The sequence below is a fragment of the Nonomuraea sp. NPDC052129 genome, assembly GCF_040680095.1.
In the GTDB taxonomy this organism is placed as follows: Bacteria; Actinomycetota; Actinomycetes; order Streptosporangiales; family Streptosporangiaceae; genus Nonomuraea.
This window is the reverse complement of the sequence record NZ_JBFAVX010000026.1, coordinates 155,584-182,018: the sequence shown is the minus strand read 5'-3', so window position 1 is coordinate 182,018 and position 26,435 is coordinate 155,584. Positions and strand designations below refer to the sequence as shown.

At 66.2% G+C, this 26,435-nt stretch carries 23 protein-coding genes; 8 read left to right on the top strand and 15 right to left on the bottom strand.

Features of this window, described 5'->3' with window-relative positions:
* Positions 1-191: 191 nt before the first annotated feature.
* The 4 genes from AB0L53_RS41155 to AB0L53_RS41140 form a co-directional block, all read right to left on the bottom strand.
* Positions 192-668 carry a GntR family transcriptional regulator gene (locus AB0L53_RS41155; protein WP_364006426.1) on the bottom strand — a complete coding sequence of 159 codons (477 nt, stop codon included), beginning with the start codon at positions 666-668 and terminating at the stop codon, positions 192-194.
* Positions 669-709: 41 nt separating this feature from the next.
* Entirely contained in the window at positions 710-1,186 is a 477-nt protein-coding gene (locus tag AB0L53_RS41150; protein WP_357946838.1) for a GntR family transcriptional regulator, read from the bottom strand.
* A gap of 1,881 nt (positions 1,187-3,067) precedes the next feature.
* Positions 3,068-3,724 carry a DNA repair protein RadC gene (gene radC / locus AB0L53_RS41145; RefSeq protein ID WP_364006422.1) on the bottom strand — a complete coding sequence of 219 codons (657 nt, stop codon included), beginning with the start codon at positions 3,722-3,724 and terminating at the stop codon, positions 3,068-3,070.
* A 237-nt stretch (positions 3,725-3,961) separates the two neighbouring features.
* Positions 3,962-4,777, bottom strand: coding sequence for an alpha/beta hydrolase (locus AB0L53_RS41140; protein ID WP_364006420.1), 816 nt, complete (start codon positions 4,775-4,777; stop codon positions 3,962-3,964).
* 322 nt (positions 4,778-5,099) lie between these two features.
* Here AB0L53_RS41140 and AB0L53_RS41135 point away from each other — a divergent pair, with 322 nt between their 5' ends.
* A complete protein-coding gene (locus AB0L53_RS41135; RefSeq protein WP_364006417.1) occupies positions 5,100-5,477 on the top strand; it encodes a hypothetical protein in 378 nt (125 codons plus the stop codon).
* Between the two features lie 69 nt (positions 5,478-5,546).
* Here AB0L53_RS41135 and AB0L53_RS41130 read toward each other — a convergent pair whose 3' ends face one another.
* Entirely contained in the window at positions 5,547-6,263 is a 717-nt protein-coding gene (locus tag AB0L53_RS41130) for a GntR family transcriptional regulator (RefSeq protein ID WP_225299458.1), read from the bottom strand.
* Positions 6,264-6,841: 578 nt separating this feature from the next.
* On the opposite strand from AB0L53_RS41130, the gene dapA reads away from it, so the two are divergent.
* Together dapA and AB0L53_RS41120 are read left to right on the top strand one after the other, a co-directional pair.
* The gene (gene dapA / locus AB0L53_RS41125) at positions 6,842-7,759 is read left to right on the top strand and encodes a 4-hydroxy-tetrahydrodipicolinate synthase (RefSeq protein ID WP_364006414.1); all 918 of its coding nucleotides are present in this window, start codon (positions 6,842-6,844) and stop codon (positions 7,757-7,759) included.
* Positions 7,760-7,813: 54 nt separating this feature from the next.
* Positions 7,814-9,499, top strand: a complete 1,686-nt coding sequence (locus AB0L53_RS41120; protein ID WP_364006411.1) for a ribonuclease J — start codon at positions 7,814-7,816, stop codon at positions 9,497-9,499.
* Between the two features lie 512 nt (positions 9,500-10,011).
* Here the strand turns inward: AB0L53_RS41120 and AB0L53_RS41115 are convergent.
* The 3 genes from AB0L53_RS41115 to AB0L53_RS41105 are packed head-to-tail and all read right to left on the bottom strand — an operon-like array spanning position 10,012 to position 12,265.
* Complete coding sequence (locus AB0L53_RS41115; RefSeq protein WP_364006408.1) at positions 10,012-10,788, bottom strand: ABC transporter permease subunit; 777 nt, start codon at positions 10,786-10,788, stop codon at positions 10,012-10,014.
* A complete protein-coding gene (locus AB0L53_RS41110) occupies positions 10,785-11,549 on the bottom strand; it encodes an ABC transporter permease subunit (protein WP_364006405.1) in 765 nt (254 codons plus the stop codon). Before AB0L53_RS41110 ends, AB0L53_RS41115 begins: the two co-directional genes overlap by 4 nt.
* Positions 11,546-12,265, bottom strand: coding sequence for an ATP-binding cassette domain-containing protein (locus AB0L53_RS41105; RefSeq protein WP_364006438.1), 720 nt, complete (start codon positions 12,263-12,265; stop codon positions 11,546-11,548). Before AB0L53_RS41105 ends, AB0L53_RS41110 begins: the two co-directional genes overlap by 4 nt.
* A 112-nt stretch (positions 12,266-12,377) precedes the next feature.
* Between AB0L53_RS41105 and AB0L53_RS41100 the strand changes: the two genes are divergently transcribed.
* The 3 genes from AB0L53_RS41100 (at position 12,378) to AB0L53_RS41090 (ending at position 15,632) form a co-directional block, all read left to right on the top strand.
* Entirely contained in the window at positions 12,378-14,177 is a 1,800-nt protein-coding gene (locus AB0L53_RS41100) for a histidine kinase (protein ID WP_364006402.1), read from the top strand.
* Entirely contained in the window at positions 14,174-14,815 is a 642-nt protein-coding gene (locus AB0L53_RS41095) for a response regulator transcription factor (RefSeq protein ID WP_364006400.1), read from the top strand. The genes AB0L53_RS41100 and AB0L53_RS41095 overlap by 4 nt, the downstream gene beginning before the upstream one ends.
* 304 nt (positions 14,816-15,119) lie before the next feature.
* A complete protein-coding gene (locus AB0L53_RS41090) occupies positions 15,120-15,632 on the top strand; it encodes a DUF402 domain-containing protein (RefSeq protein ID WP_364006397.1) in 513 nt (170 codons plus the stop codon).
* 94 nt (positions 15,633-15,726) lie between these two features.
* On the opposite strand, the gene AB0L53_RS41085 is transcribed toward AB0L53_RS41090, so the two are convergent.
* Both AB0L53_RS41085 and AB0L53_RS41080 read right to left on the bottom strand, forming a co-directional pair.
* Positions 15,727-16,116 (bottom strand): hypothetical protein, encoded by a 390-nt coding sequence (locus AB0L53_RS41085; protein ID WP_364006394.1) that lies wholly within the window; start codon positions 16,114-16,116, stop codon positions 15,727-15,729.
* A 935-nt stretch (positions 16,117-17,051) separates the two neighbouring features.
* Positions 17,052-18,308 carry a glucarate dehydratase family protein gene (locus AB0L53_RS41080; RefSeq protein WP_364006391.1) on the bottom strand — a complete coding sequence of 419 codons (1,257 nt, stop codon included), beginning with the start codon at positions 18,306-18,308 and terminating at the stop codon, positions 17,052-17,054.
* A 104-nt stretch (positions 18,309-18,412) separates the two neighbouring features.
* Between AB0L53_RS41080 and AB0L53_RS41075 the strand changes: the two genes are divergently transcribed.
* Positions 18,413-19,885, top strand: a complete 1,473-nt coding sequence (locus AB0L53_RS41075; protein WP_364006388.1) for an aldehyde dehydrogenase (NADP(+)) — start codon at positions 18,413-18,415, stop codon at positions 19,883-19,885.
* A gap of 170 nt (positions 19,886-20,055) precedes the next feature.
* Here AB0L53_RS41075 and AB0L53_RS41070 read toward each other — a convergent pair whose 3' ends face one another.
* The 5 genes from AB0L53_RS41070 to AB0L53_RS41050 form a co-directional block, all read right to left on the bottom strand.
* Positions 20,056-20,961 (bottom strand): 5-dehydro-4-deoxyglucarate dehydratase, encoded by a 906-nt coding sequence (locus tag AB0L53_RS41070; protein ID WP_364006385.1) that lies wholly within the window; start codon positions 20,959-20,961, stop codon positions 20,056-20,058.
* 418 nt (positions 20,962-21,379) lie between these two features.
* A complete protein-coding gene (locus tag AB0L53_RS41065) occupies positions 21,380-22,141 on the bottom strand; it encodes an IclR family transcriptional regulator (RefSeq protein ID WP_364006382.1) in 762 nt (253 codons plus the stop codon).
* Between the two features lie 79 nt (positions 22,142-22,220).
* Positions 22,221-23,084: a carbohydrate ABC transporter permease gene (locus AB0L53_RS41060; RefSeq protein ID WP_358436258.1), complete on the bottom strand. Its 864-nt coding sequence runs from the start codon at positions 23,082-23,084 to the stop codon at positions 22,221-22,223.
* Positions 23,081-24,007 carry a sugar ABC transporter permease gene (locus tag AB0L53_RS41055; RefSeq protein WP_364006378.1) on the bottom strand — a complete coding sequence of 309 codons (927 nt, stop codon included), beginning with the start codon at positions 24,005-24,007 and terminating at the stop codon, positions 23,081-23,083. The genes AB0L53_RS41060 and AB0L53_RS41055 overlap by 4 nt, the downstream gene beginning before the upstream one ends.
* Complete coding sequence (locus tag AB0L53_RS41050; protein ID WP_364006375.1) at positions 24,004-25,311, bottom strand: sugar ABC transporter substrate-binding protein; 1,308 nt, start codon at positions 25,309-25,311, stop codon at positions 24,004-24,006. Before AB0L53_RS41050 ends, AB0L53_RS41055 begins: the two co-directional genes overlap by 4 nt.
* A gap of 139 nt (positions 25,312-25,450) precedes the next feature.
* On the opposite strand from AB0L53_RS41050, the gene AB0L53_RS41045 reads away from it, so the two are divergent.
* On the top strand, positions 25,451-26,245 hold the full coding sequence (locus AB0L53_RS41045; protein WP_364006372.1) for an NAD(P)-dependent oxidoreductase: 795 nt from the start codon (positions 25,451-25,453) through the stop codon (positions 26,243-26,245).
* The last annotated feature ends 190 nt before the right edge of the window (positions 26,246-26,435 follow it).

Sequence of the window (26,435 nt, the reverse complement as noted above, 5' to 3'; positions counted from 1 at the left end):
GACAGCCGGGCCAACGCGCTGACCACACCCAGGAAATCAACCGCCAGCCGAACCGCTCAGCCGACCAAACGAAGATCGTGAAAGATCGAGGCTAGGCGAGTGCTCTTCGGGTGCTCGTGGGCCGATCACCCTCGCCATTGAATCGCTTGGAAGTGCTTGCGGCTCGGAGGGATCGCTTGGGAACTCTTCGGCTATTCCGGCCAGTCTTCCTGAGCGACCACGTATGTGCCTCGATAGGGGACGGTGAATACCCAGCCTCGCTTCCGAAGGGACTCGACCGCCCTTCGGGCCGTGACCTTGGCGACCCCATGGCGCCGCATAAGCGTCTTTTCGCTGAATATCGCCCGGTTGGGCCGGAACTCACCGCGGCGAATTCGCTCAACGATGTCGTCCGCGATGTCTTCGAAGACCAGTGTCTTTCGTCTTTGTCGCGGCGCTCCAACCGCGCCCACGTATGTGCCCTCGCCTGACACCGTGTGGGCCACTTGACGGTCGCGCAGCTCTCTGGCGACTCTACGTGCCGTCGTCCTGGCGATGTCGAACTCCGCCTCCAGCGCCGCCTCGCTCGGCAGGGCCTGTCCGACCAGCAGTTCGCCCTTGAGGATTCGATCGTGGAGGATGTCGGCGACCTGCTTGTAGATCGGAATGGGTCCTTCACGATCGATCATGTCTGTATTCTAGATGTCTCTATACAAGCAGTCGAGTAGTTTCAGTCCTGGGGCCACGACTCCTTGGGCGATACATAACTGCCACGCTGGGCAACCGTGTAGATCCAGCCGCGCTCGCGAAGAAGCGCCATGGCGCGCCGCACGGTTTCGCGGGCGCAGTCATACTGCTGAAGGAGTGCTGTTTCGCCGGGGATCGGACGTCGCGGCAGATACTTGCCTGCCTTTATCTGTTCTGTCACGTCTGCTGCTATCTGCTGATAAAGCGGGACTTTACGCTGCTGCCGTGGCGCCTCGTTCGGTGCGCCGACAAAGGTTCCCTCGCCCTGGACGGTGTAAATGAGACCCTTTTCGCGGAGCACATGAATCGCGCGTCTGGCGGTGGTCCTGGCGACTCCGAACTCGGCCTGGATGTCGGCCTCGCTCGGCATGGGTTGCCCCGAGGTGAGACCGGAGAGCCGCTGGCGGAGGATCTCGGCGATCTGAAGGTAGGGATGGGTGTCTCCATCGTAGTCGAGCACATACGCAAGATAGGCGAAGAGGTACGACCCATCCCATATCCATCGGCCTAAATAGAAGTCTCGGCTGTTCTAGCTAGCCAGATCGATACAACTAGACATAAGATGCAGGCATGGCTCGCGCGGAGCGAAAGCTTTACAACGGCTGCATCGGGCGTCACGTTGAGGCGGCGCACGACGACTGCATACGCATCGACTGGGATCCAGTGGGGCCTTGCGCTGAGCGGATGCGTGTGCGGGACCACACCTGTGACTGCCAGCCGGTGTTTTACGAGCTGTGTCAGGCCGGCGGTCAGCGTTACATCCGCAGAACGACGAGAAGGGGTGGGCGAGTGGTGGTGGAGGAGAGCGTCCGAACGTACGCCTCTCAAACGGACATCCTGTGGTCCCTGTTGCTGTGGGGAGACGCTCGATGATCGCGAGACGCCGTTGGAGCATCCTCGGACGTCTTCTCGCCTGGCTGCGTGACATCCGCGACCGGGTGCGCTCGGCCTGTCTGTTCTCCCGGCAGACGTCATCCCAAGAACTCCGCGTCCTGCCGGGGACCCACCCTTTCGCGCAGGTCCCCTTTCCGCGCCTGGGACCTGCGATGACCTTCTGGTGGGCCATTTCGCTGGAGTTGCGGAAGACGGCGAGTTCGAGGGGCCGCTCGCGGAACGCCGCGATTTCGGCGTCCAGGCCGGCGCGGATCCGCGAGACCTTGCATGCGGGGACCTTGCATGTGCAGATACCGCTGTCCGCACTCAGATCGCCGACGGCACTGGTCGGTAGTCACTTGCGATGCCCGTAGCGCTGTGGGCTGCCCGTTGCTGTGCGCTGATAGGGCGTGGCCGACCGCCGTAGTCGCCCCCGCCCCCGCCTCGATCGGCTCCCGCGGCATTCGCGTCAGCCCCCGGCGGATCGTCTTCACGCTGCCAGCCGTCCGTAGCGACTCGAGCAGGTCGGTTAGGTCCGACCGGGAAAGAGCCATCATGAACGTGTCCTTCCGGGAGGCTTCAGGCATTTCCCTTTGACCGTCACACGATGGCTCACCCCGGTAACTGATCGTTGCTGCCACTCGGCGGGGCGTCATCGACTGGGTCGCGCTGGCCCCGCATCCCGCGTCTGATACGGGGCCAGCGACGAGGCAGCCGCCCTCTACAGTCGAGCGGCTGCGATTTCAGAGAGTCTTCGTGCACTACGGGTTCCCTGATCGCCGGTGATCGCAGTTCGCCGACGCTCCGAGAACCCGCGTGGGGGATGCTGAGCCTTTCCCACACGCCCGCTACTGGGTAGACCGCGCAGGGAGTCCGACCGGCCACGGTGTTACTGCGCTGGCGCGCGTAGTGGACGGACCCAGTAGCGGGTAGACGTGGTCCCATGCCCTCCGGGAGGCACGGGACCACGCTGGTGCGAGCGGAGGGCCGACTCACGTCAAGTCGACCTGCTCGCAGAGGTAGCGTCTCACGCTCTGCTGAGGGAAGCCTTGCCTTCAGAGCTATCAACGCAAACATGCCTTTCGCTGGGCTTGCGGTGGATCAGCACCCTTAGGGGTGCTCAGAACGCCGTATAAAGGCTTGGCGAGACGCGAGATAGCGTCGAGCGAATGCGCAGGCGGGGGCGGCCGTCGGAAGCGACGTCCCGCAGAGCGGTGTAGTTTCTCGGCCACTCCGCCCTGTTCGTCCTTGGTAGAAGCCAGACAGCGAGATCGTTGATCCACCACTGGGCGGGACGCCACCTCGGCGGTCGGGTCGCGTTTGAGATCCGCTGGTACAGGTTTGGTCAGGGGTTCGGTGGTCGGGTCGCGTTTGAGGTCCGGGAGTACGGGTTCGGTGGTCGGCCTGGGGCCGCTGCCGCTCAGGGTGGACGGAGGGTGGCCCGGTCCCGGACCACCCTCCGCAGCGGTCAGAAGGGCACCCGACGCCATGCCGTTTCCGTGATGATCAAATGATCGAGGAATTGCAGCCCGACCGTCTTAGCAGCCTCGGCGAGACGCGCCGTGGCCAGCAGGTCCGCTTCGCTTGGATCGAGAGAGCCGCTCGGATGGTTGTGCGCGACCCCGAATGCCGCTCCACCAGCCGTCAGCACCGCAGTGATGATGTCCCGAACCGGCACCGTCGTGTGGTCGGAGCCACCCTCGGTCAACACCACACGCCGCAACACGGCCCCCCGAACGTCGCATGCCATCACGACCAGCCGCTCCCGGGAGTGGCCGCGGAGCAGCGGTGCGACGACCGTCGCCAGGTCGGACGTGCCGCTGATCTTGGTCCGCTCAGGATCTGTCTGCGCTCGCCGTACGAGATGGAAAGCCGCCGCCACTCGCGCCGCCTTGGCGGGCCCGATGCCAGGTACGGCGAGCAGGCGGTGCGGCTCGGATCGGGCCAGCCCGTCGAGATCGCCACAGTGCGCGATCACCTGGGCCGCCAGATCCATCGCGCTCGACCCTCGAAAACCGGAACCGAGGAGCACGGCCAGCAGCTCCCGGTCGGCCAGCGCCGTAGCCCCGCTCGCCATCAGCCGCTCGCGTGGCCGTTCACGCAAGGGCAGGTCTTTGACTCGCATCCGCAACCTCCAGAACGGTTGTATCAACGAGCACCGACAACCTTGGCCTGGCCAGGAGGGATCGCCGGGAATGTCGCGGGGAGCGTCTTTTTGAGCTTCGATCGGGCTGACTAAGTGATCTCGCCTGGAAGTCTCTCGGGAGTTGACTTTCGGATGTGATGTGATCAGTCCGTGAGGGTGATCGCGACCTCGTGCGCCGGCCCCTTCGCAAGCCAGATCGCGCCCGCGTGCGGAGCCTCAGCGGACGGTGAGCCAGGCGCGGAGTTCGTCCATGAGTGGGACGGGCGCGTCATGGTGGACCAGGTGACCGGCGGCGTCGATCAGCGAAAGCTCGGCCGTGGGGATCAGGCTGTGCAGTCGTCGGGCGATATCGGTGGGAATCCACGTGTCGCTGGAGCCCCACAGGATCCGTATGGGGATGCTGATGCGGCCCAACTGTTCCTCGTTCTCTTCGAGGAAGCGTTCGTCATAGTGGGCGATTTGCCGGTAGAAGGCGGGCTGGCCTTCCTCCCCCGTCCACGGTTGCGCCAGGGCGTCGAGATCGTCGTCGCGCAGGCCGCGGTGGCTCGCGCCCTGAATATAGGCGCGCACGATGGCGGTATGGATGTAGGCCGGTAGCTGCGGTAGGACGTCAGGATGATCTTGTACGAACTTGAAGAAAGGCGAGCCGCTGGGCGGGATGGCCACGACGTCGACGAGCATGAGGGAGGCGTAATCGACGCCCAGGATCAGGTGCGTGCGCAGAGATACGGCGCCGCCGAAGTCGTGGGCGATCACATGTGGCCGGTCCAACCCCCAGTGCGCGAGCAGCGCCGCGAACGCATCGGCCTGCGCGCCGAAATCCACGGGATGATCGGCGTGCTTGGAGGACTGGCCATATCCGGGCATGTCCCACAAGTAGACGGTGAAGTCGCGGCTCAAGGCCTCCGCGAACGGCTGCCACAACACTGACGAGAACGGCGTTCCATGACAGAACACCACGGCCGGACCGGCACCCGCGCGTCCCCAGGCGATCTGCCTCCCACGCCACTCGAATCGCTCCGTAAGCTCCATGGCTACTCATAGTAGTAAGCCGTCCTCGGCGGGCTGATCGCATCACATCCGAAAGCCAGCCCTCGAGAGACTTCCAGGTGAGACCACTTAGCTTGATGTTGTTTCGAGCTGAAGCCCATGTGGCGGCGCTGGCCAAAGGCGCTCGCCGGTTCGGGTGGTGGTCCGTGAGCGGTGGAGCCTCGACCTACTGGCGCGCCGCCGACCAGGCCGTATGGGCCGAGCGGGCGAGGAGGGACGCCGTCCGGGATGACCTCCCAGCGCGTGGACGTACCAGCGGATGGAGTCCCAGGGGATGGACGTACCAGGGGGTGGACGTCCCTGCGTGTGGACGTTCCAGCGCGTGGTGGAATTGCGCCCCTGGGGGAAGATCTATGGCGTCGTCCAGATCACGTTCCGTTGCTCGATGATCGCCTTATGGGGTTCATCGTCTACTCCGGAGATCGCCCACGTCTCACAGACGCACGACCGGTGGGGCGCTATCGGGTTGCCGGTGCTGGAGCTGATCACCGAGCTGCAGCAGGTGATCATCGCTCGATGCCCTCGCCGCTCGCGAAGGTCATCGGAATTCCACCGCTTTGGGGGAGCGATCAACCGCGCCGCGCGCCAGGAGCGCGGGCTCCGGTGGGCCAGGAGCGCGGGCCCCGGTGGTGAGCCGTCGACGCTGTGCGGACGGGTCGGCCGTTGCCGCCACGAAGGGTAGGCCCCGGTGGCCATCCGGCTGAGCTCCAGGCCGAAGAGGCGGGTATCGGCCCGGAGCTCTCAGATTCGGTCAAACAGGCATGCTGTACATGATCCGGAAGCGGTCTCCCGGGATCACGATGTCGCTGGTCTCCACTGGGCGGTCGCCTGCCCAATGGGTGCGTTCCACGTGCAGGACGTGGATGCCCGCGGGCAGATCGAGGGCGTCGCTCTCCGCGGGGCGGGGCACGCGAGTGTGCACGCTTTCGACGATCTCCGTGATCTTTATCCCGTGCGCGTACACCCTGGCGACCAGGCTGCGCCGTTCCTCCTCCGTGTGGGCGGCGAACTCCAGAGGCTCGTACGAGGTGGCGAGTTGGAGCGGCCGGCCATCGCCGCGGAAGACGTAGTGCGTCCTCGTCAGGGTGGTCGATTCGTCGAGCCGCAGCCGCCTGGCGATGTCGGGTCCGGCTTCGGCGGGCTCGCTGTGCCAATCCCAGGTCACACGTCGGCCCTGGGACTGCAGGTCGGCGGCGAACGGGGCGGGATGATCAAGGAAGCGCCATCGGTGCAATGGGGAAAGGTCTGGGCGTTCTCTGACGTAATGACCCGATCCCACGCGGCCGATGATGAGACCTTCGCTCGCCAGCACGCGCAGGGCGTGGCGGGCTGCGGTCTCGCCGACCTGGTACTTGCGGGTCAGTTGCGCCCGTGAGGGAATGGGTGCACCGGGGGGAAGGGTGCCGTCGGTGATCTGTCGCCGAATGTCTTCGACGACACGCAGGTAGACCGGATCTGAGGTGGCCACTAGTCCATCCCTGGGGGTTCGTGTGAGGCGTTGCCCTATGTTGCCGTATTCGACAGGTAACCGACCGTCATCGAGGTCGCTTGGAGCCCCAACTTTGCGGCGGCAGAAAATTATCAAAGAAACCCTGTAACGCCGATGTAAGAGTGACCGATTCTTCGGTAGAGGTCGTCGATGTGTGTACCCCCGAGCACATATCGGCGGCCTCTTCCCATGCGCGGCGCGAAGTCGCTCGCGCGGATGGTGCTCCTCGACAGTGGTGGTTCGCCGGATATGTACGACATGTCGGCAGAGGTCATGGCGTTTGTGCGCGGCATGTCGAGCTGCGGTCGTACGGCAGGCGCGTGGGTCCGCACGGAGTCCAGTGATCACTGCGAGCGGCGGGTCGGTGATCCGGTGCCGGACCCGCGACCCGGCTCAGAGGTCCATCCGGTGGCCGGGAGGGGCACGCTAGGGACGTGTCGAGTGCGACCGGACATGCCCTGAGATGCCGGGGAACGGCATGACAATACGCGGCCCCAGGCAGGCAAAGCGGGGTGGCGACGTCCACCGCTTTTGCGAATCCAGGTAGCGTTCGCACTATGGCTTCGCCAACTGGAACCACCGACGCGCCCTTCGGCCGTATGTTGACCGCCATGGTCACGCCGTTCACACCTGACGGTGCGGTCGATTACGACGCCGTGCGGCGCCTGGCCACCTATCTGGTGGACGAGCAGCGCAACGACGGCCTGATCGTCAGCGGGACGACCGGCGAGTCGCCCACCACCTCCGATGAGGAGAAGGAGCGCATTCTGCGCACCGTTCTCGAGACGGTGGGTGATCGGGCAACGGTGGTGGCCGGGGCGGGCACCAACGACACCCACCACAGCATCTCGCTCGCGAAGGCCGCGGCCCGCGCGGGTGCTCACGGGTTGCTCGTAGTGACGCCGTACTACAGCAAGCCCCCACAAGAGGGCCTGTATCAGCACTTTGCCGCTGTGGCCGACGCGACCAGCCTTCCGGTGATGCTCTATGACATCCCCGGGCGCAGCGGTGTGCCGATCAAGATCGAAACCCTGATCCGGCTCGCACAGCATGAACGCATCGTGGCCGTGAAGGACGCCAAGGGCGATCTGTTCCTCGGCAGCCAGATCATGGCGATGACCGATCTCGCCTTCTATTCGGGCGATGATCTGCTCAACCTGCCCTGGCTCTCGGTTGGCGCGGCCGGGTTCGTCAGCGTTGTCGGCCACGTGGTCGGCGCTGACCTGGCTCGCATGATCGACTTGTACAGGAACGGCGACGTCGTTCAAGCACTTGCGGTGCACCGCCAACTGGCGCCCGTGGTTGAAGGGATCATGATGAGCGCTGGCGGCGCGATCATGGCCAAGGCGGCACTGGGCATGGTAGGAGTGCCGGTCGGACCAGTTCGGCTGCCGTTGGTGGCCGCGACAGAGAAGCAGATCGCCGAGCTGCGTGCTTGCCTGGTAGCCGGCGGGGTGAAGTTGACAGACGCATAGGAACGGGGAGGAACCGGGAGTTTTGAGAACACGATTTGACCATGGGGGCCGGCTATGAGCCATCCACATCCGGAGCTTGGCCCCCCGCCGGCGCTGCCGGAGGGCGGCCTGCGCATTGTCGCGCTGGGCGGGCTGGGTGAAATCGGCAGGAACATGGCCGTCTTCGAATACGACGGCCGATTGCTGATCGTCGACTGCGGGGTGCTTTTCCCCGAGCCGGACCAGCCGGGCATCGACCTGATCCTGCCTGACTTCGAATACATCAGGGACCGGCTCGACGATGTCGAGGCCGTGGTCCTGACCCACGCGCACGAAGACCACATCGGGGCCGTGCCGTATCTGCTTCGCGAGCGGCGCAACATCCCGCTCATCGGATCCAAGCTGACCCTGGCCTTCATCGAGGCCAAGCTCACCGAGCATCGGATCCAGCCGACCAAGATCGAGGTGGTCGAGGGCGAGCGGCACAGGTTCGGGCCGTTCGACTGCGAGTTCTTGGCGGTCAACCACTCGATCCCGGACGCGCTGGCGGTGGCCATCAGGACACCCGCCGGCATCGTGCTGCATACCGGCGACTTCCGTATGGACCAGTTGCCGAGCGACGGCCGCCTCACCGACCTCGGTGGGTTCGCCCGCCTTGGTACCGAGGGCGTCGACCTGCTGATGTCCGACTCGACCAACGCTGAAGTGCCCGGGTTCGTCACCAGCGAACGGGAGATCGGCCCGGTCATCGATGAGGTGATCCGTACCTCGGAGCAGCGGGTCATCGTGGCCAGCTTCGCGTCGCACGTACACCGCATCCAGCAGGTCATGGATGCGGCGTCCAGGCACAATCGCAAGGTCGCCATGGTCGGGCGCTCGATGCTGCGCAACATGGGCGTGGCCCGCGATCTCGGTTATCTCAAGGTGCCGCCGGGGCTGATCGTCGACTCGCGCGACATCGAGGAATGGCCGCCGGAGGACGTGGTGCTCGTCTGCACGGGTTCGCAGGGCGAGCCGATGGCGGCGCTGTCGAGGATGGCCAACCGGGATCACCCGATTCGCATCGCCGAGGGCGACACCGTCTTGCTGGCGTCGTCGCTGGTGCCGGGCAACGAGACCGCCGTCAACAAGGTGATCAACGGCCTCACGCGCTGGGGTGCCCGAGTCGTGCACAAGGGCAACGCCAAGGTGCACGTCTCCGGCCATGCGGCCGCCGGCGAGCTGCTCTACGTGCTGAACCTGACCCGCCCGTCGAACTTCATGCCCGTCCACGGCGAATGGCGGCACCTGCGCGCGCACGCCAAGCTCGCCGCGCTCACCGGCGTGCCCGACGATCACATCGTGATCGCGGAAGACGGCGTCGTGGTCGACCTGGTCGACGGCAGGGCCAAGATCGTCGGTGCGGTCCATGCCGGGTATGTCTACGTCGATGGCTCGTCCGTCGGCGAGATCACCGACACCTCCCTGAAGGACCGCAGGATTCTCGGCGACGAGGGCTTCATCTCTGTCGTCGTCGTGGTCGACTCCAGCACCGGCAAACTCACCGGGGGGCCGGAGATCCACGCGCGTGGCTCCGGCATCGACCCGGCGCAGTTCGAGGAGTTCATTCCGCAGATCGAGAAGGCACTCGAGGAGAAGGCCGCCGACGGGGTCGTCGACATGCAGGAGATCCGCCGGGTGGTCCGCCGCACGGTCGGGCGCTGGGTGAGCGACACCTACCGCCGCCGTCCGATGATCATCCCCGTGGTGCTCGAGGTCTGACCTCCGTACGGGTACGGCAGGCATGCGCGCCTGCCGTACCTCTGGGAGCCGCATCGGAGCCTCTCGTTGTCGCTGACTCTGCGGCCCCGCCGACATCCCGTGCCCCGAATCCCGGTTGCACCGACACTCGGCGGTCCCGTGGAGTCTGCCGGTTCTCGGTGCCTCGGACATCCGGCGCTCCCATGGACCCTGCCGATTCTCAGTGCCCCGGACACTCGGCGGTCCAGCTGACTTCCGCCGACTGCTGAGGGCTCCCGGCGGCACCCGTGTCCTCGCCGACATTCCTCGGCGCCATCAAGATGGTTCGTCCTGCCGACGCTCCGCGCCCTTTGCACACTGAGGTGGTGTCTCGCCCAGTGGTGAATCACGATCTCCTTTGCACACTGAGGTGGTGTCCCGCTCAGCGGTGGATCAACGATCTTCTTGTGCGTTTCCTGCGTGGGCGAACAGGTTGAGTGGGTAAGAAACTACACCGCTCTGGGGGCCTCATCCATGCTGAGTGTGCCGGCGGCTTAGGCATCCTTCCGTCGCGTGAGCCATGTGCCGACGAGCAATGGCAGCACGGCGTAGGCGATCAGCACCATGGCCGCGGCAACAGGAGAAAGCAGCGAGCCGTACACCGAGTGCGTGAGATCGTCGCCGGCAATCTCGCGCGGGAGCGCTCCGAGCATCACCGAGCCGAGGCGTTCGCTCCAGGGCTCAGGCAGGTTGCCCACGATTATTGGGATCACGTACACGAGGCCCACGAGGATCGTGATCGCTCCCGCCGTGGAGCGTAAGGTGGCGCCCAGTCCCAGCCCGAGCAGCGCGAATACCGCCACCGTAAGGCTCGACGTAATAAGCGTCGGCAGTCTGTCGAGGAAGGGGGTCGTGTAGGAGCCGCCGAAGCGGTCGCCAATCATCCAACGGGCAGCGACGTATGTCCCGAACACCACCATCGGGCCGGTGACCAGACCGAGTAAACCGACAATCGCCGACTTTCCCGCGAGGACCGGCCAGCGTCTCGGCACGATAGCGAGGCTTGTTTTGATCAGTCCTGTTGCGTATTCGGACGTGATCGTGAGGACGCCGAGGACGCCCATGCAGAGCTGTGGCACCATCAGCACCACTTCCTCCAGATCCGCGATGGCGGCATGAGCCTGCTGCGCCGGGGTGGCGTTGTCGTACGTCCCGACCGCCGCCCAGGCGACCGCTACGCCCAGCAGAATGCCGCCCAAACTCAGCCCCAGCATCAGATAGCTGGAGCGAACGGTGCGGACCTTCAGCCACTCCGATGCCAGCACACTCACGCGTCTCTCCTTTTGAACAGATAGAACCCCGCCGCGAGTGCGACGATCGCGTAGGCGGCGAGCACCACGAGCGCGGCCCAGGGAGGTAGGAAACCGTCGCCCAGCCGCCTGGAAAGCCGCTGGTCGGCGATCTGAGGCACGAGGTTGGGCAACATGAGGGCGGCCACGCGGGTGTTCCACGGGGCTGGCAGGTAATTGGCGATGCCGGGCAGGACGAACAGTAGCGACACGACCGAAACGATCGCCGCCGCCGTGGATCGAGTGGCTACGCCCAAGCCGAGGCCCACCAATGCGAGCACGGTCACCGACAGCCCGGAGGCGAGCAGCATCGGCAGGTCGTTGGCCAGAGGGGACTCGTTGAACTGCAAGTGGCGCTCGCCCGCTATGAGGCGGCTCGTCACGTACGTGAGGATAATGATCGAGTTGGCGGCGACGAAGGTGACGGCGGCGACCACCCCCGCCTTGGCCAGCAGTAAGGTCCCTCTCTTGGGAACGACTGTGAGACTTGTGCGGATCATGCCGCTGGCCTGCTCCGCAGTGATGGCCAGCACGCCGAGGACAGCCAGGCTGATTTGGATCAGTGGCAGGAAACCTTGTTCGGGGGCCGCCGCTCGCAGTGATCCGCGTTCATCCGCCAGGCCGCTGACGTAGAAAGTCCAGATCATGCCGAGGACCACCGTGAGCGCAGCCACTCCGAGTGCGTGATAGGTCGAGGTGACCGAACGCAGCTTCAACCATTCGGAAGACAGGATCGTCCTCATCGTGCGGCTCCGTATTCCACGCTGCTCGCCGTCAGGGCAAGGTAGGCGTCTTCGAGCGACGGGTAACGCTCAGTGAGCTCCGCCACGGTGGCTTCCATGATCAGCTTGCCTCGGCCAAGGATGATGATGCGCTCGGCCGTCAGCGCCATCTCGCTCATCAGGTGGCTGGAGAGCAGGATGGTCCTGCCCTCCTTGGCCAAGGAGCGCATTAAGTCGCGAATCCAGCGCACCCCGTCGGGATCGAGTCCATTGACCGGTTCGTCGAACATCAGCGTGCCCGGGTCGCCGAGCAGGGCGGCCGCGATGCCGAGGCGCTGTTTCATGCCGAGTGAGAAGCCGCCCACCCGCTTGCGTGCCACCCCGGCCAGGCCCACCTGTTCGAGAACCTCGGCGACACGCGTCGGACCGATGTCATTGGTGCGCGCCAGGCACAACAGATGGTCGTAGGCCCTGCGCCCGCCGTGCACGGCGCTCGCGTCCAGCAGCGCGCCCACCTCACGCATGGGCCTGCTCAGCGAGGTGTATCGTCGCCCGTTGACGAGTGCCTGGCCCGAGGTGGCGGAGTCGAGGCCGAGGATCAGGCGCATCGTGGTGGATTTGCCGGCACCGTTGGGGCCCAGGAATCCGGTTACGTGGCCGGGCTCTATGTTGAAGGACAGATTGTCTACGGCGAGCGTGTCGCCGTAGCGTTTGGTCAGGCGGTTGAGTTCGATCACGCGGTAAAGAATGAGGTACGGCGGGCGCTTGCCACATCGGACCACGGTCCGAACCTCAAGGTCAGACCCCAGTCTGACGTGCAGGCCCACCCTCAACCACTACGGTCAACGCGTGAACGAATCCCCCTCCCTCTTCACCGCTCGCTTGAGCCGTCGCCAGCTGATCGGGCTGGACCTGCTGGCAGGGTTGGGCTTCTGTCTCATGTTCCTCACGGCGGCGACGAGTGGGTGGGCGCTGCCGCCGTGGGCGAGGCTGGCTCTTATCCTGGGGCTGGGTTTGCCGCTGGTCATGCGCAGAGTGTGGCCGTTGCCCGTCTTCTGCTTCGTGCTGACAGTCTCCATCGTGGCCGCTGCGGTGTTAGGGGTGTCATCCGCTTATATCTCGCCTGCCTACGCGCTCTATGTCGTCGCTCTGGCCGATGCCCGGGGTGCGTGGGTTCCGACCTCGGCGATCGGTGTGCTCACCCTGGTCACGTTGGTCGGAATGGTGGTCGCCGGCGGTGTGCCGCAGCCGGCGGGCCCCGCGTGGCTGACGAATCTCGACCAGCCGCTCATCGGCATCGCCGCACTGGGCGGCGCGTGGACGGTTGGGCGAGCCGTACGAGAACGAAGACACTATGCGGCGCGCGATGCCGAGCGCCTGGCTGGACAGGCCGTGGCGGAGGAGCGGTTGCGCATCGCCCGTGAGCTGCACGATGTCGTCGCGCACAGCGTGGGATTGATCGCGGTCAAGGCGGGCGTGGCCAATCATGTGATGGCCACCAGGCCGGAAGAGGCACACGATGCGTTGCGGGTGATCGAGACCGCCAGCCGGAGCGCGCTCGTCGAGATGCGCCATTTGCTCGGCGTCCTCCGCTCAGACGAGACGCCTGACCGTGGCCCCGCACCGGACCTCAGCGGCCTCCCGCGGCTGGCCGAGCAGGCCAGATTGGCGGGCGTGGAGGTAGAGCTGGACCTCCGGTTGGCGGCCGGGGGAGGCCGGAACAGTGGAGAAGATGTCGCACCGCATTCGCGGGCTGATCACAAGGACGACAAGGGCAATCGCGCGGCCGGGTCTAGTACCAATCGTGCAGACCGGGACAGTGCGGCTATGGAGGATGCCGACGTTGCGATCAGGGACGGTGGGGGAGACCAGGGGTGGGTTGGTGACCGGACTGATACCCGGGGCGGTACCGGCCAGAGGGTCCAGGGTGGGGCTGGTCTGGGCTTCCGGGGTGGGGTCGGTCGAACGGCCCAGGACGGCAGCGGCCAGAGGGTCCAGGGCGGGGCCGGTCTGGGCTTCCGGGGTGGGGTCGGTCGAACGGCCCAGGACGGCAGCGGCCAGAGGGTCCAGGGCGGAGCTGGTCTGGGCTTCCAGGATGGGACCGGTCAAACGGCCCATGGTGGGACCGGCCAGTGGGCCCATGGTGGTGCCGACCAGAGGGACCAGGGTGAGGCTGGCCAGTGGAGCCAGGACGGGGCCGCTCAACGGGCCCAAGAGGGGACAGGTCAACAGGCCCAGGACATGGCAGGCCAACGGGTCCATGACAGAGCCGGCCAGGGGGCCCGGGACGGGGGCGAGAGCGGCCTAGGCATGGGCGAAGGAGAAGATGGCTCGCGGCTCGGGGTGGGACTGCCTGAGGGGGTGGAGTTGTCGGTCTATCGGATCGTCCAGGAGGCGCTCACCAATGTGGTGAAGCATGCGGCACCAGCCCGGTGCCGGATATCGGTGGTGGCCGACGTGATGGAGGTGCGGATCGAGGTGATCGATGACGGTCCTGGCCGTCGCACACTGCCGGTGGAGGGAACGGGACACGGGCTGATCGGAATGCGGGAGCGGGTCATGATGTACGACGGGGTGTTCGAGGCCGGGCGTCTACCTGGGCGAGGGTTTCGGGTGTCGGCCCGGTTGCCTTATGGGGGCACTTCGTGATCCGTGTTCTTGTCGCCGATGACCAGGCGCTGCTCAGGGGGAGCTTCAAGGTATTGGTCGACTCGGAGCCCGATCTGACCGTTGTGGGTGAGGCCGCGACGGGAGCCGAGGCGGTGGCCGTTGCTCTGGAGGAGCGGCCTGATGTGGTCCTCATGGACGTGCGCATGCCGGAAATGGATGGCATCGAGGCCACTAGGCGGATAGGAGATGTGGCTCGGGTCCTGATCGTGACCATGTTCGACCTCGACGCCTACGTTTACGACGCACTCCGTGCTGGAGCCAGTGGGTTCCTGCTCAAGGACACCCCGCCGGCCGACCTGGTCGCCGCCATTCGGGTGGTCGCGGCTGGTGAGGCGTTGCTGGCTCCGAGGGTGACGCGCAGGCTGATCGAGGAGTTCACCCGCACGCCTGCGTCACTACAGGTCAAGGGGCTGCATGGCATTACGGAGCGGGAGCGGGAGGTTCTCATCCTGATCGCTCGGGGTCTCTCCAACAACGAGATCGCCGCCCATCTTCACCTCAGCCTCGCCACGGTCAAGACCCACATCGGGCGGCTCCTGGCCAAGCTCGATGCTCGGGACCGGGCACAGCTTGTCATCGTGGCGTACGAGAGTGGGCTCGTTTCTGCGGTTCGTTGATCAGGGAGTTGGTTCGTTGGTCGGCGGGTTAGGAGCGCGGACGGGGCCGGAGTGTTGGTTGGCGGGCTAGGGAGTGCGGTGGCATCGGGCTGTTGGGGGCCTCGATGAGTGGGCGGCCCGGAAGGGTCGCTGAGTGCTGGATGTTGTCGGTGGGCTAGGGAATGCGGGTGAGGTGGGGGCTGTAGTCGGGTGCGAGGAAGAGCGGGATGTTGGTCGGTGAGTTAGGGAACGTGATGCGTCGGGGATGTTGGTCGGAGGTTTGGGGAGCGCAGGATCTGAGTGATGGTCCGGTAGCGTCCCTGGAGTGACCGATGTGAGGGTTGTCTTCCGGAAGTACGGCGGGGCGTTGCACTGGAACCATTCAGCGAAGGTGCTCGGTGAGGATGAGCACGGCGTGTGGGTCGCGGTGCCGGGCGGGACGGTCGCCCGTAAAGGGGAAGGGCAGCCGATTGTGTGGGAGACCACGGCCATCATGTTGTTTCCGCGTGACGGCTGGTGGACGGCGTCTTTCAACTCGCCGCCGCATCGGGCTGAGGTGTATGTGGATGTCACTACCGTTCCCGAGTGGCGTGATGGTGAGGTGACCATGCTCGACCTCGACCTCGACGTGATCAGGATGCGTGACGGGCGGTTGATTCTGGACGATGAGGACGAGTTCGCCGAGCACCAGGTGTTGCTGGGATATCCGCAACAGATGATCGACCAGGCCGAGGAGACGGCCAGGTGGTTGATGGGCGCAGTGGGCGGACGGCAGGGGCCGTTCGGGGGTGCGCATTCGAGGTGGCTTGATCAAGGGGGCGGTAGCGACCCGGCTTGATCAAGGGGGCGGCAGCCACGCGGCTTGATCAAGAGGGCGGCAGCCACTCACTTGATCAAGAGGGTGGCGGCAGGACGAGGCGAGCGGTGGGCGGTCAGCGGATGAGGCGTAGGGCTTCGGCCATGGCGGCCAGACGGCGGGGGGAGGCGAGACCGGCGTGGTAGAGGTGGAAGTCCGTGGCGCCTGCCTTGGCGTACGTTCTGAGTTGCTCGGCGAGTGCCTGGCCGTCGGCGGGGCGCGGGGGAAGAGCCAGGACATATGCGCCCACTCGCTGGCCGGGACCGCAGAGTTCGCCCAGTCTGGCCAGGCGGGCGGCGTCCGAAGTTGGGTCGCCCCAGCAGTTGCCCACCAGCACCTCCGCTCCGGGCTCACCGGCGGGGAGGGCGGCGAACGAGCTGGCAGCCCAGGGGTCGGGGTTGGCGTGCAGGGTGATGGGTACGTTCGGCGCGGTCTCGCGGGCCACGGTGATGAGGCGGGTGCGCAATGATGCCGACAGTTCAACGCGTACGTTTCGGACATCGTCGGCGAATGGGCCGAGGGCGGCCTCCACAGTGTCGGGAGGCGATGGCGAGCCAGAAGCCGGCGACGCAGTCGCTGGTGAGGCAGCAGTTGGCGATACAGGTGCTGACGAGCCAGAAGCTCGCGACGCAGCTGCTTGCGCGGCGGAAGACGGCGATGCAGGTGCTGGTGAGGAAGCAGACGGTGCGGAAGAGGTCGGTGCGGGAGATGCCTGGTCGTTCCTGCTCGACGCGGGAGAGGTTACGGCCCTAGCGGGAGGGCCGTCGATGGCCGCGCGCACGCGTTCTCTGGTGCCTTCTGGGTAACGGGGAGCGCAGACCGTACAGAAGCAGAGCGTCAGCAGGTCACTGTCCACGGACGTCCAGTCGGCGCCGGCCGTCTTCTCGTGCACGCTCTGGTGCCCGAAGCCCATGGGGCCGCACGCCTCGAGGATGAGGCCATCCGGTTCGCCGACGGTCAGGATCTCGCTGACCAGACGCTCGCAGTACTCGATCACGTCCTCGAAAGCCGGACACAGCGCATATGGATAGGGATCACCGAATGCGTTACGTACTACCAGGTCAGGATGCAGACCGCCCAGGAAGGAGTTGTGTGTCAACACCGTCCATGCGTATACCTGAAGTCCGACGGCCTTCAGGGCGTCCCGTGCCTGCAGGTAGGCGTCCGTGGGTGTCCAGGTGGGGGAGGCCGGTGTCAGGCGTCCCCAGGAGGAGGGCCGTACTGGCAGGTAGAAAGCCGATTGTGGGACATCCAGCACTCGGTGGGCGGGGTGATACGGCGTTGCCGCGCGGGTGGAGTGATAGCTGGCCGCCAACGCGACGGCCTCGACGCCCAGCTCCGCGAGGCGCGAAGGGGCCGACGGGTCGCCGACGATGTCCCAGGGGTAGGCGTAGGCCACGTTCACCAGCGCGGTCTCCTCGCAGAGAAAGCAGGCTCGAAGCGCTGCATATAGGTGGTGTCGTCGCGCTCGGTGATTCCGCACGCGAGATATTGCTCATGCATCATGGCCAGGGCGTCCCGGTCCAGTTCGATGCCCAGGCCGGGCCCGTTGGGCACGGGTACGGCGCCGTCTACGAACCGCAATGCGCCCGGCGCGACTACGTCCTGCCCGTTCTGCCATGGCGTGTGGGTGTCGCAGGCGTGGGTGAGGTTCGGCGTGGCGGCGGCCAGGTGGGTCATCGCGGCCAGGCTGATCCCAAGGTGCGAGTTGGAGTGCATGGACAGCTCCAGCCCGAACGTGTCACACAGTGCGGCGATATGCGAGGAACGTACGAGTCCGCCCCAGTAATGGTGGTCGAGCAGCAGCACTCCGATCGCTTGGGTGGCGATGGCAGGCGGAAGGTGCTCGGGCGTCACCACGCACATGTTCGTGGCCAGCGGCATCGGGACCTCGCTGGCGACCTTCGACATTCCGGGGATTCCGGGCGTGGGGTCCTCCAGATACTGCAGGCTGCCTTCGAGCGCCTGTCCTACCTGGATCGAGGTCTCGACGGTCCAAGCGGCGTTCGGGTCGAGGCGGAGGGGCACACCCGGGAAGGCCTCCCGCAGGGCTATGATCGCCTCGACTTCTTCCTGAGGCGCGAACACGCCGCCTTTGAGCTTGATCGACGCGAAACCGTACTCCTTGATCAGTATCGATGCCTGCTCGACCAGCCCCGCCGGGTCGAGCGCCGCGCCGAATCTGTCGGGCTCGCCGCCCGGATGTCCCGCCCACTTGTAGAAGAGATAGGCGCTGTACGGCACGGCGTCGCGTACCCGGCCGCCCAGCAGATCGACGACCGGGACGCCGGCTGCCTTGCCGCGAATGTCCAGACAAGCCACCTCGAAGGCCGCGAACACCCGATCGATGCTCTTCTCCTGGGTCGCGGCCCCGGTCAAGCCGTGCATATCGGTCACTACGTCGCCGACGAGCGCGCTGATCCTGACATACATCTCGTTCGTGGCATGCACATCCACGCCGACCAGTGCCTCGGCGCATTCGCGTACCTTGGTGAGATGCCCCAGGTCACCGTACGTCTCGCCGAGGCCGCTCAGCCCCTCGTCGGTGACCACCTCGACGATCGTCCGCAGCGCCCAGGGTTCGTGTACGCCGGCGGCGTTCAACAGCGGCGGATCCTTGAAGGCTACGGGGGTGACGTGGATCTGCCTGATGATCATATGACCGCCGTCCATATATGTGAACAAGTGCCAGGTTTGTGGACAGGTTGTCGCAACTGTAAGAATCAATATGAAGAAGTGTCAAGACTCCGAAGGGCCATTCGATGATCTACGGACACAACCCCAGGACCGGCGAGACCGTGGGCAGCGCCCTGCCTGAAACCGACCGCGCCGGGGTCGACATGGTTGTTTCCGCCGCGGCCGCCGCAGGTGCGGCCTGGCGGGCGACTCCCGCCGCCGAGCGGGCCGAAGCGCTGGAGGCTGTCGCCGACGCTCTCACCGCGAAGGTGGACGAGCTGTGGCAGACCGCCGACAGTGAGACGGCGCTGGGAGAGGTGCGGCTGCGCGGCGAGGTCGCTCGTACGGCCGGCCAGTTCCGGCTTTTCGCTCAGGTGATCAGAGATGGTGGCTACCTCGACGCCATCGTCGACCACGCCGATCCCTCGGCCACCCCGCCCAGGCCCGACGTACGCCGGATGAAGCAGCCGTTGGCCGGCGTGGTCGCGGTGTTCGCGGCGAGCAACTTCCCGTTCGCGTTCTCCGTGGCGGGTGGCGACACCGCATCGGCGCTGGCCGCCGGTTGCGCGGTCGTGGTGAAGGCGCATCCGGGCCACCCCAACACCTCTGAGCAGGTCGCTCGCATCGTCCGCAAAGCCCTGCCGTACCCCGACCTGCTGGGGCTGGTGCAGGGCATGCAGGCGGGCGCCGACCTGGTGCAGCACCCGGGCGTGGTCGCGGCCGGGTTCACCGGGTCGGTCCCGGGCGGCAAGGCGATCCAGGGGCTGATCGACCAGCGAGAGGTGCCGATCCCGTTCTTCGGGGAGTTGGGCAGCGTCAACCCGGTCGTCGTACTGCCGTCCGCGCCCATGGCGGAGGTGGCCACCGGGTTCGCTACATCGTTGACGATGGGGGTCGGGCAGTTCTGTACGAATCCCGGGCTGATGTTCGTGCCCGAGGACGATGAGCTGCGCAAGGCGCTGGCCGCAGCTGTGGAGGGGACCACCGGCGGGCCGATGCTGGGTGAGCGGATCAGGGACGGCTACCTGGGCGGGCTGCAGCGGCTCGGCGAGCTGCCGGTGCTGGCCGAGGGCAAGGCGGGAGAGGGTAGCTTGGCCGTCACGCCCACGGTGTTCACCACGGATCTCGACTCGTTCGCGGCGAAGTTGCCGGGCATCAACGAGGAGTGCTTCGGTCCGGCGTCGATCGTCGTGACTTATCGCGAAGTTTCGGACCTGCGGGCCGTGCTTGAGCGGCTGGAAGGGTCGCTGACGGCCACCGTGCACGCCACCGACCCCAGCGAGGCCGGTGAGGTCGCCGAGGTGCTCGGGCGTAAGGCCGGGCGGCTGATCTGGAACGGGTGGCCCACCGGGGTTGCGGTGTGCTGGGCGATGCATCACGGAGGTCCGTGGCCGGCTTCGACCTCGGCAGCGCACACGTCGGTCGGCGCGACGGCCATCGACCGGTGGCTGGTGCCGACGGCGTACCAGGACTGGCCGGGTGAGTTGCTTCCAGAGGAGCTCAGGGACGACAACCCGCTGGGTGTCCCGCGACGGGTGGACGGCGCGCTGGGGCGTTAGTCAGGGACGGGATGTGGCAGGTACGCGCCCTGGTATGGGCGCGTCTTGCTGTCTGGTGGTGTGCGGAGACGGGCCCTGGTCTGGGGGTGGAGGGCGCGTCTTGCTGTCTGGTGGTGTGGCGGAGACGGGCCCTGGTCTGGGGGTGGAGGGGCGCGTCTTGCAAAGGCCGGTCAGGCCCCGGCGATCTCCAAGCCGATGGCCAGGATGCGCTCCAGCTCCCGAAGGTCCTCCGCAGAGGGGTCGACCAGCGGAGGCCGTACGCCACCGACCGCCAATCCCCGCATCCGGACCCCCGCCTTGACCAGCGAGACTGCGTACCCCGGCACCCGGTCCCGTAGCTCCACCAGCGGCAGGTAGAAGTCGGTGAGCAGTCGTTGCACCAGCACCTCGTCGTCCCCGGTCACCGCCTTGTGGAAGGCCAGTGCGATCTCCGGTGCGAAGGCGAAGACGGCGCTGGAGTACAGCGTTACGCCCAGCCCTCGGTAGGCGGGGACGGTCAGTTCGGCGGTGGGCAGGCCGTTGAAGAAGGTGAACTCCCGGTCCGTAGACCGCCGTACGGTCAGGATGATGCGCTGGAGCAGGTCGAAGTCGCCGAGTCCGTCCTTGAAGCCGATGATTTCGGGCAGTTGGGCCAGCTCGGCCACCGCCGAGGGGGAGAAGCGGGCGGTGGCGCGGTGATAGATGATGACGGGCAGCCCGCCGGCTGAAGCCACCTCACGCACGTAGCGGACCAGGCCGTCCGGGGGAGCGGTCACCAGGTAGGGGGGCATCAGCAGCAGGCCGTCAGCTCCGTTGTCCGCCGCCGCGCGGGCGAACGCCTTGGCAGTGGGCAGCGGGCCGCCCGCGCCCGAGAAGACCGGGACCCGGCCGCCTGTGGCCCGCACCGACGTGGCCACGACCTTGGTGTAGTCGGTGACGTCGAGCGCGTTGAACTCGCCTGTGCCGCACGCGGTGAACACTCCTCCGGCTCCGGCGGCGACCCCATTGGCGACGTGCTCGGCCATCGTCTGCTCGCCTATGTCGCCGTCAGTGCCATAGGGGGTCACGGGAAAGAAGAGAACACCATCTAGCCGCATCAACAATCCTTCCTAGCGGATGAGCGGATAAGCGGAAGCCGATGGGCCCGAAGCGGATGTTCGGGAGAGCCCGAAGCGGATGTTCGGGAGAGCCCGAAGCGGATGCGCGGGCGAGCAGATGTGCGGGTGGGTGGATGCGGCCCAGTGGATCTGGGTGGGCGCCAAGCGGATGCGGATGTGCGAGGGAGGGGATGCGGCCCAGTGGATCCGCGTGGGCGCCAAGCGGATGCGGATGTGCGGGGGCGTGGATGTGGGCCAGTGGATCCAGGTGGGCCCGAAACTGAAGCGGACACGCGGGGGAGTGGATGCGGATCAGTGGATGTGGGGAAGCGCGAAGCGGAAGCGCATGAGCCCGAAGCGGCAGTGGACGAGCGGGGGAGCGGATACGGATCAGCGGAACCGGATGGCCCGCAGCCGATCAGCGGATGCCCTCTCGGCGAAGCGTGGCGGCCAGCTTCCGCGTGTGTCTGGTCACCGCGTCCGTGACCTTCTCGATCTCGGCCGGTGCCAGGCCCGCCGGCATCGAGCAGCTGATCGCGTCCGTGGCCGGGATTCGGTAGTCGACCGCCACCGCCACGCAGGCCACGCCCGGGGTGCCCTGTTCGCGTTCGTAGGCCCAGCCCCGAGTGCGTACCTGGTCCAGTTCCCCGATCAGCTTGGCCGGATCGGTGAAGGTGTGCTCGGTGATCGGCGTCAGCGGGTCCGGCAGCAGGGCCGCCACCTCGTCGTCGGTGAGCTGGGCGAGCAGCACCTGGCCGAGCGCCGTGACGTGGGCGGGCAGTCGTCGGCCCACCCTGGGGATCACGTGGTGTGCCTCCCGCGACTCCCTGGTCGCCAGGTAGAGGACGTGCGCCTCGTCGCGGCGGGCGAAATGTGCGGTCTGGCCGGTCTCCGCGCGCAGGTCCTCCAGCGTCTCCTGGGCCAGGGGCAGGGCGGGGTCCTTGTCGAGGTACGCGGTGCCGGTCAGCAGGGCGTGTGGCCCGATGCCGAAGGCCGATCTGGCGGAGTCGGTCTCGACCCAGTTCAGCTCGACCAGGGTGCGCATCAGGGCGTGCAGGGAGCTGCGTGGAAAGCCCGTGTGCTGCTGGAGCTCCGACAGGGTCAGGGTCTCGTGGGAGGCGGCCAGAGTCTCGAGGATGCGGACCGTCCGCTCGGCGGACTTGACTAGCTGGGGCTCCATACTCATCCCATCTTGACAGAGGCTTCAGAGTGTCAGCATATGGGATTCCATCCAGATACATGGACAGATACATGGACGTCTAACCCTTGATGGCGCCGCTGGTAAGGCCGCGCATGAACTGCCGTTGGAAGGCCAGGAACGCGATGATCGACGGCAGCAGCGCGAGCAGTGATGCCGCGAGCAGTACGCCGATGCCGACCTCCTCGTCGGAGCGGAGGGAGCGCAGCGCGATGGGCAGGGTCCACATGCTGGACTCGGGCGCCACGATCAGCGGGAGCAGATACTGGTCCCAGATCATGGTGAAGCCGAAGACGCCGATGACGCCGAGCGCGGGCCGGCACAGCGGCAGGATGATGCCGAAGAAGATGCGCAGTTCGCCCGCGCCGTCGATGCGCGCGGCCTCCTCCAGTTCGACCGGCACTTCCTTCATGAACTCGGTCATGACCAGGATGGAGAAGCCCCAGGCGCCCACCGGAAGGATCATGCCCGCGTACGTACCGATGAGATCGGCGTGGATGATGGGCATGTCGGCGAGCACCAGTGAGAGCGGGATCGCGATGATCTCCTCGGGCAGCATCATCGTCGCCAGCATGATCAGCATCACGAACGCCATGCCCCTGAACTTCTTGCGCGCGAGCGCGTAGGCGGCGAAGACGCTGACGAGCATCTGGAGCAGCAGCCCGAACCCGACCACCACGAACGAGTTGAACAGGTAGTGGTAGACGTTCTTGTTGCCGGCCTGGACGAAGTTCTCCAGGGTGAAGTCGTCGGGCCAGAGCGAGAATCTGGTCGGGTCGAGCGTCTTGCTGAAGGCGCTGACCAGCAGCCCGACCAGCGGCCCGGTGAAGACGATCACCATGAAGGCGTAGACCAGCACCTTGAGGGTCGTGGCGAGAGGGCCCCGCCTGGACTCCAGGCCGAGAGCGCTGTCGAATCTCATCATGCGTTCTGCCTCCTGCGCATGACCTGGGTCAGCACTGTGAGCAGCAGGGTCACCGCGAACAGCACGATCCCGCCGGCCGACGCGGTGCCCAGGTCACCCTTCTGGAACCCGAGCTTGTAGATCAACGTCATCAGCACTTCGGACGATCCGTTCGGCCCGCCGTTCGTCAGCACGTACACCTCGACGAAGACGCGTATGCCGCGGATGGCGGCGAGGGTGAACAGGATCCAGAACACCGGGCGCAGCGCGGGCAGCGTGATGTGCCGCAGCCGGTGCCAGGTGGTGGCCCCGTCGACGGCGGCGGCCTCGTACAGCGTGCGGTCCACGCCGACCAGGCCCGCCAGGAAGATCATCATGTCGTACGGCGTGCCGCGCCAGATGCTCATGCCCATGATCGACAGCAGCGAGGAGTGCTCGCTGGCCAGGAAGGGCTGCGGGTCCAGGGCGATCCAGCCGAGAATGGTGTTGATCATGCCGCTGTCGGCGGGATGATACATGATCCGCCAGACCTCGGCCACCGCCGCCATCGTGGTCACCACCGGCAGGAACGCCGCGGTCCTGATGAACCACAGGTAACGTGCCGGACCCTCGATGAGCAGCGCGAACAGCAGGCCGAGAATGAGCGAGCCCGCGGTCGTGCCCAGGGCCAGCACGATGCTGTGCCAGATGGCCGAGACGAAGGCGTCGTCGGTCATGATCGTGGCGTAGTTGTCGAGGCCCACCCATCGATCACCGACGTAGCGGATCTCGAAGAAGCTCATCCGCAGGCCCTCGAACATGGGGATGAACTTGAAGAACAGGAACAATAGCAAGGCCGGCGACAGGAACGCCCACGCGATGAGAGTCCCCCGCCGCCGCATCCGCTTGGGACGGCGGCGGGGGGTCTCCGTGCGGCTCCGCGCCTGGGTGAGCGTCGGAGTCATGATGCTTTCTGGGTCTGCAGTTCCTGGGTGAGCTTGGTGCTCAGGGTGTCCATCGCCGTCTTGACGTTGGCTGAGCAGTCGGCCCACACCGTGTTGATGGAGTCGGCGGAGTCCTGGCGGATCGGCGCCCAGTTCGGCACCGGCGGCGCGTAGACCGCGTTGGCGTAGGCCTCCTGGAACACCTTCCAGCGCGGGTCCTGGCGTTCGGCGGCCATGTCGACCTGGGAGTTGACCGGCAGACGGACGATGGCGCCGTTGGCGTCCTTGTTCATGCCGATGCGCTGGCCGTCGGGGGAGACCGCGAACTCGGCGAACTTCTTCTGGCCCTCGACGTTGTCGGAGCCGGCCATCTGGTAGACGTTCTCGCCCTCACCGAGGGTGCCGGGGCCGCCCGACGGGCCCTTGGGCACCGGTACGACCTCGATCTTGTCGGTCCCGATGCTCTTGACGAACCTGGCGAGCACGTACGGGCCGACCAGGTAGATGCCGCCCTGGCCCTTCTCGAACACCTCGTGGGTGACGGTCGTGTCGTTGCTGACCGCGCCCGGATTGACGGTCTTGGCCTTGCAGAACTGATCCTGCAGGTACTGGACCGCCTCCACGGTCTTGGGGTCGCTCACGAGAGGGCTGAACTTGCCGCCGCCGTTGGCCTTCACGAAGTCGCCGCCGTTGGCGTAGATCAGCGAGGAGGCGTACCAGGAGGCGTAGCCGCGCTTGGTGCCCGCGGGGATCACGAAACCGGCCGTGTCCTTCTGGCCGTTGCCGTCCGGGTCCTTGTCGGTGAAGGCCGCGGCCAGCTTGGCCAGGTCGTCCCAGGTCTTGGGCGGCTCCATGCCGACCTTCTCCCGCCAGTCCTTGCGGATGATCAGGGCGAAGGCCTGGGCGGAGAACGGTGTGCCGTAGTACTTGCCGTCGGAGCCCTGAGCGGCCTTCCATGCCTGCTCCGACACCTTGTCGCCGCCGGCCAGCTTGGCCTTGTCGACCTCCTGCAGCCAGCCCTGCGTGTGCATGTTGCCGAGTTGTGCCGTGTCGTTGATGACGATGTCAGGTAGCTTCTTCTGAGCTGCCTGCTGTTGGAGCTTCGTCTCGAAGTCGTCGAAGAGCGCGACGACTTTCGTTTTGATACCGCTGGCCTTCGTGAACGCGTCGGCCAGTTTCACCGCCGTTTTCGCGGAGTCGGAATCGGGCGCCTGCCTGATCCAGATCTCCAATGCGTTGTCCGAACTTGATCCCCCGGAGCCGCAGCCTGTCAGCGTTACGGCCAGGGCCGTCGCAATCGCGGCCCCGAGCAGCTGGCGTGACATCAGACCGCCTCCCGTTCACATATATGGACACCTGTCGCAGACGTGGAGCCTGTCCGTGTGAACGTAACGAGTGACCTAGGTCACGGTCAATATTCAGGAATGTGAATTTGGACCAGAGTTGTGTACAACAATGAGCCATATGCGCATTCTCATGACCGGCGCCGCCGGCAAGGTCGGTACGCTGCTCCGCCCCCGCCTCGCCCGTGACGGGCGTACGCTGCGCCTGTCCGACCTCCACCCGCTGGAGACCGCGCCCGGCGAGGAGATGGTGACGGCCGACCTCGCCGACGAGGCGGCCATGGCCGAGGCGATGAAGGGCGTCGACGCGGTGATCCATCTGGGCGGCCAGAGCCGGGAGCATCCGTGGGCCGACATCGTGCGGGCCAACATGGACGGCATGCACGTCCTGCTCGAGGCCGCCCGCCGGGAGGGTGTCGAGCACCTCGTGCTGATGGGCAGCCATCACGCGGCCGGTTTCCACACCCGCCCGGCCGATGGCGCGGACCTGCCCGACTACGCCTTCCCCCGGCCCGATACCTTCTACGGCGTGAGCAAGGTCGTCATGGAGGCCCTCGGCAGCCTCTACCACGACAGGTTCGGCATGAACGTGACCGTGATCCGGCTGGGCACCTGCAACGAGGCTTCGGGTGACACGCGCGGCCTGGCCACCTGGATCTCCCCTGACGACCTCGCCCGCCTGGTGGAGGCCGCGCTGACCGCGCCCGGCTACCACGTCGTCTGGGGCGTCTCCGACAACGCGCGCCGCTGGTGGTCGCTGGAGGAGGCCCGGTCGATCGGGTACGTCTCGCGGGACGACTCGGAGGGCCAGGCCGCCGCGCTGATCGCCGAGCACGGCGAGCCCGATCTGAGCGAGCCGCTGCACGACCGCGCGGGCGGCGTCTTCACGCTGAAGGACCTCGGAGGCAAGTGGTAGGACGTTTCCCCTGCGTGACGCCCTCATAAGGTGCTGTGCAACCGGTTGTATTCAGTCACAAAACATTCATCCGACCCTTTGCTCTCGACCATTCATTGAACTGGCGAAATATAGATCACGATATATCGATAACAGCTATGTAACGCCTGCAAAGGGTTGACGAAACTTTTGGCACACCTATAGGAAGGCG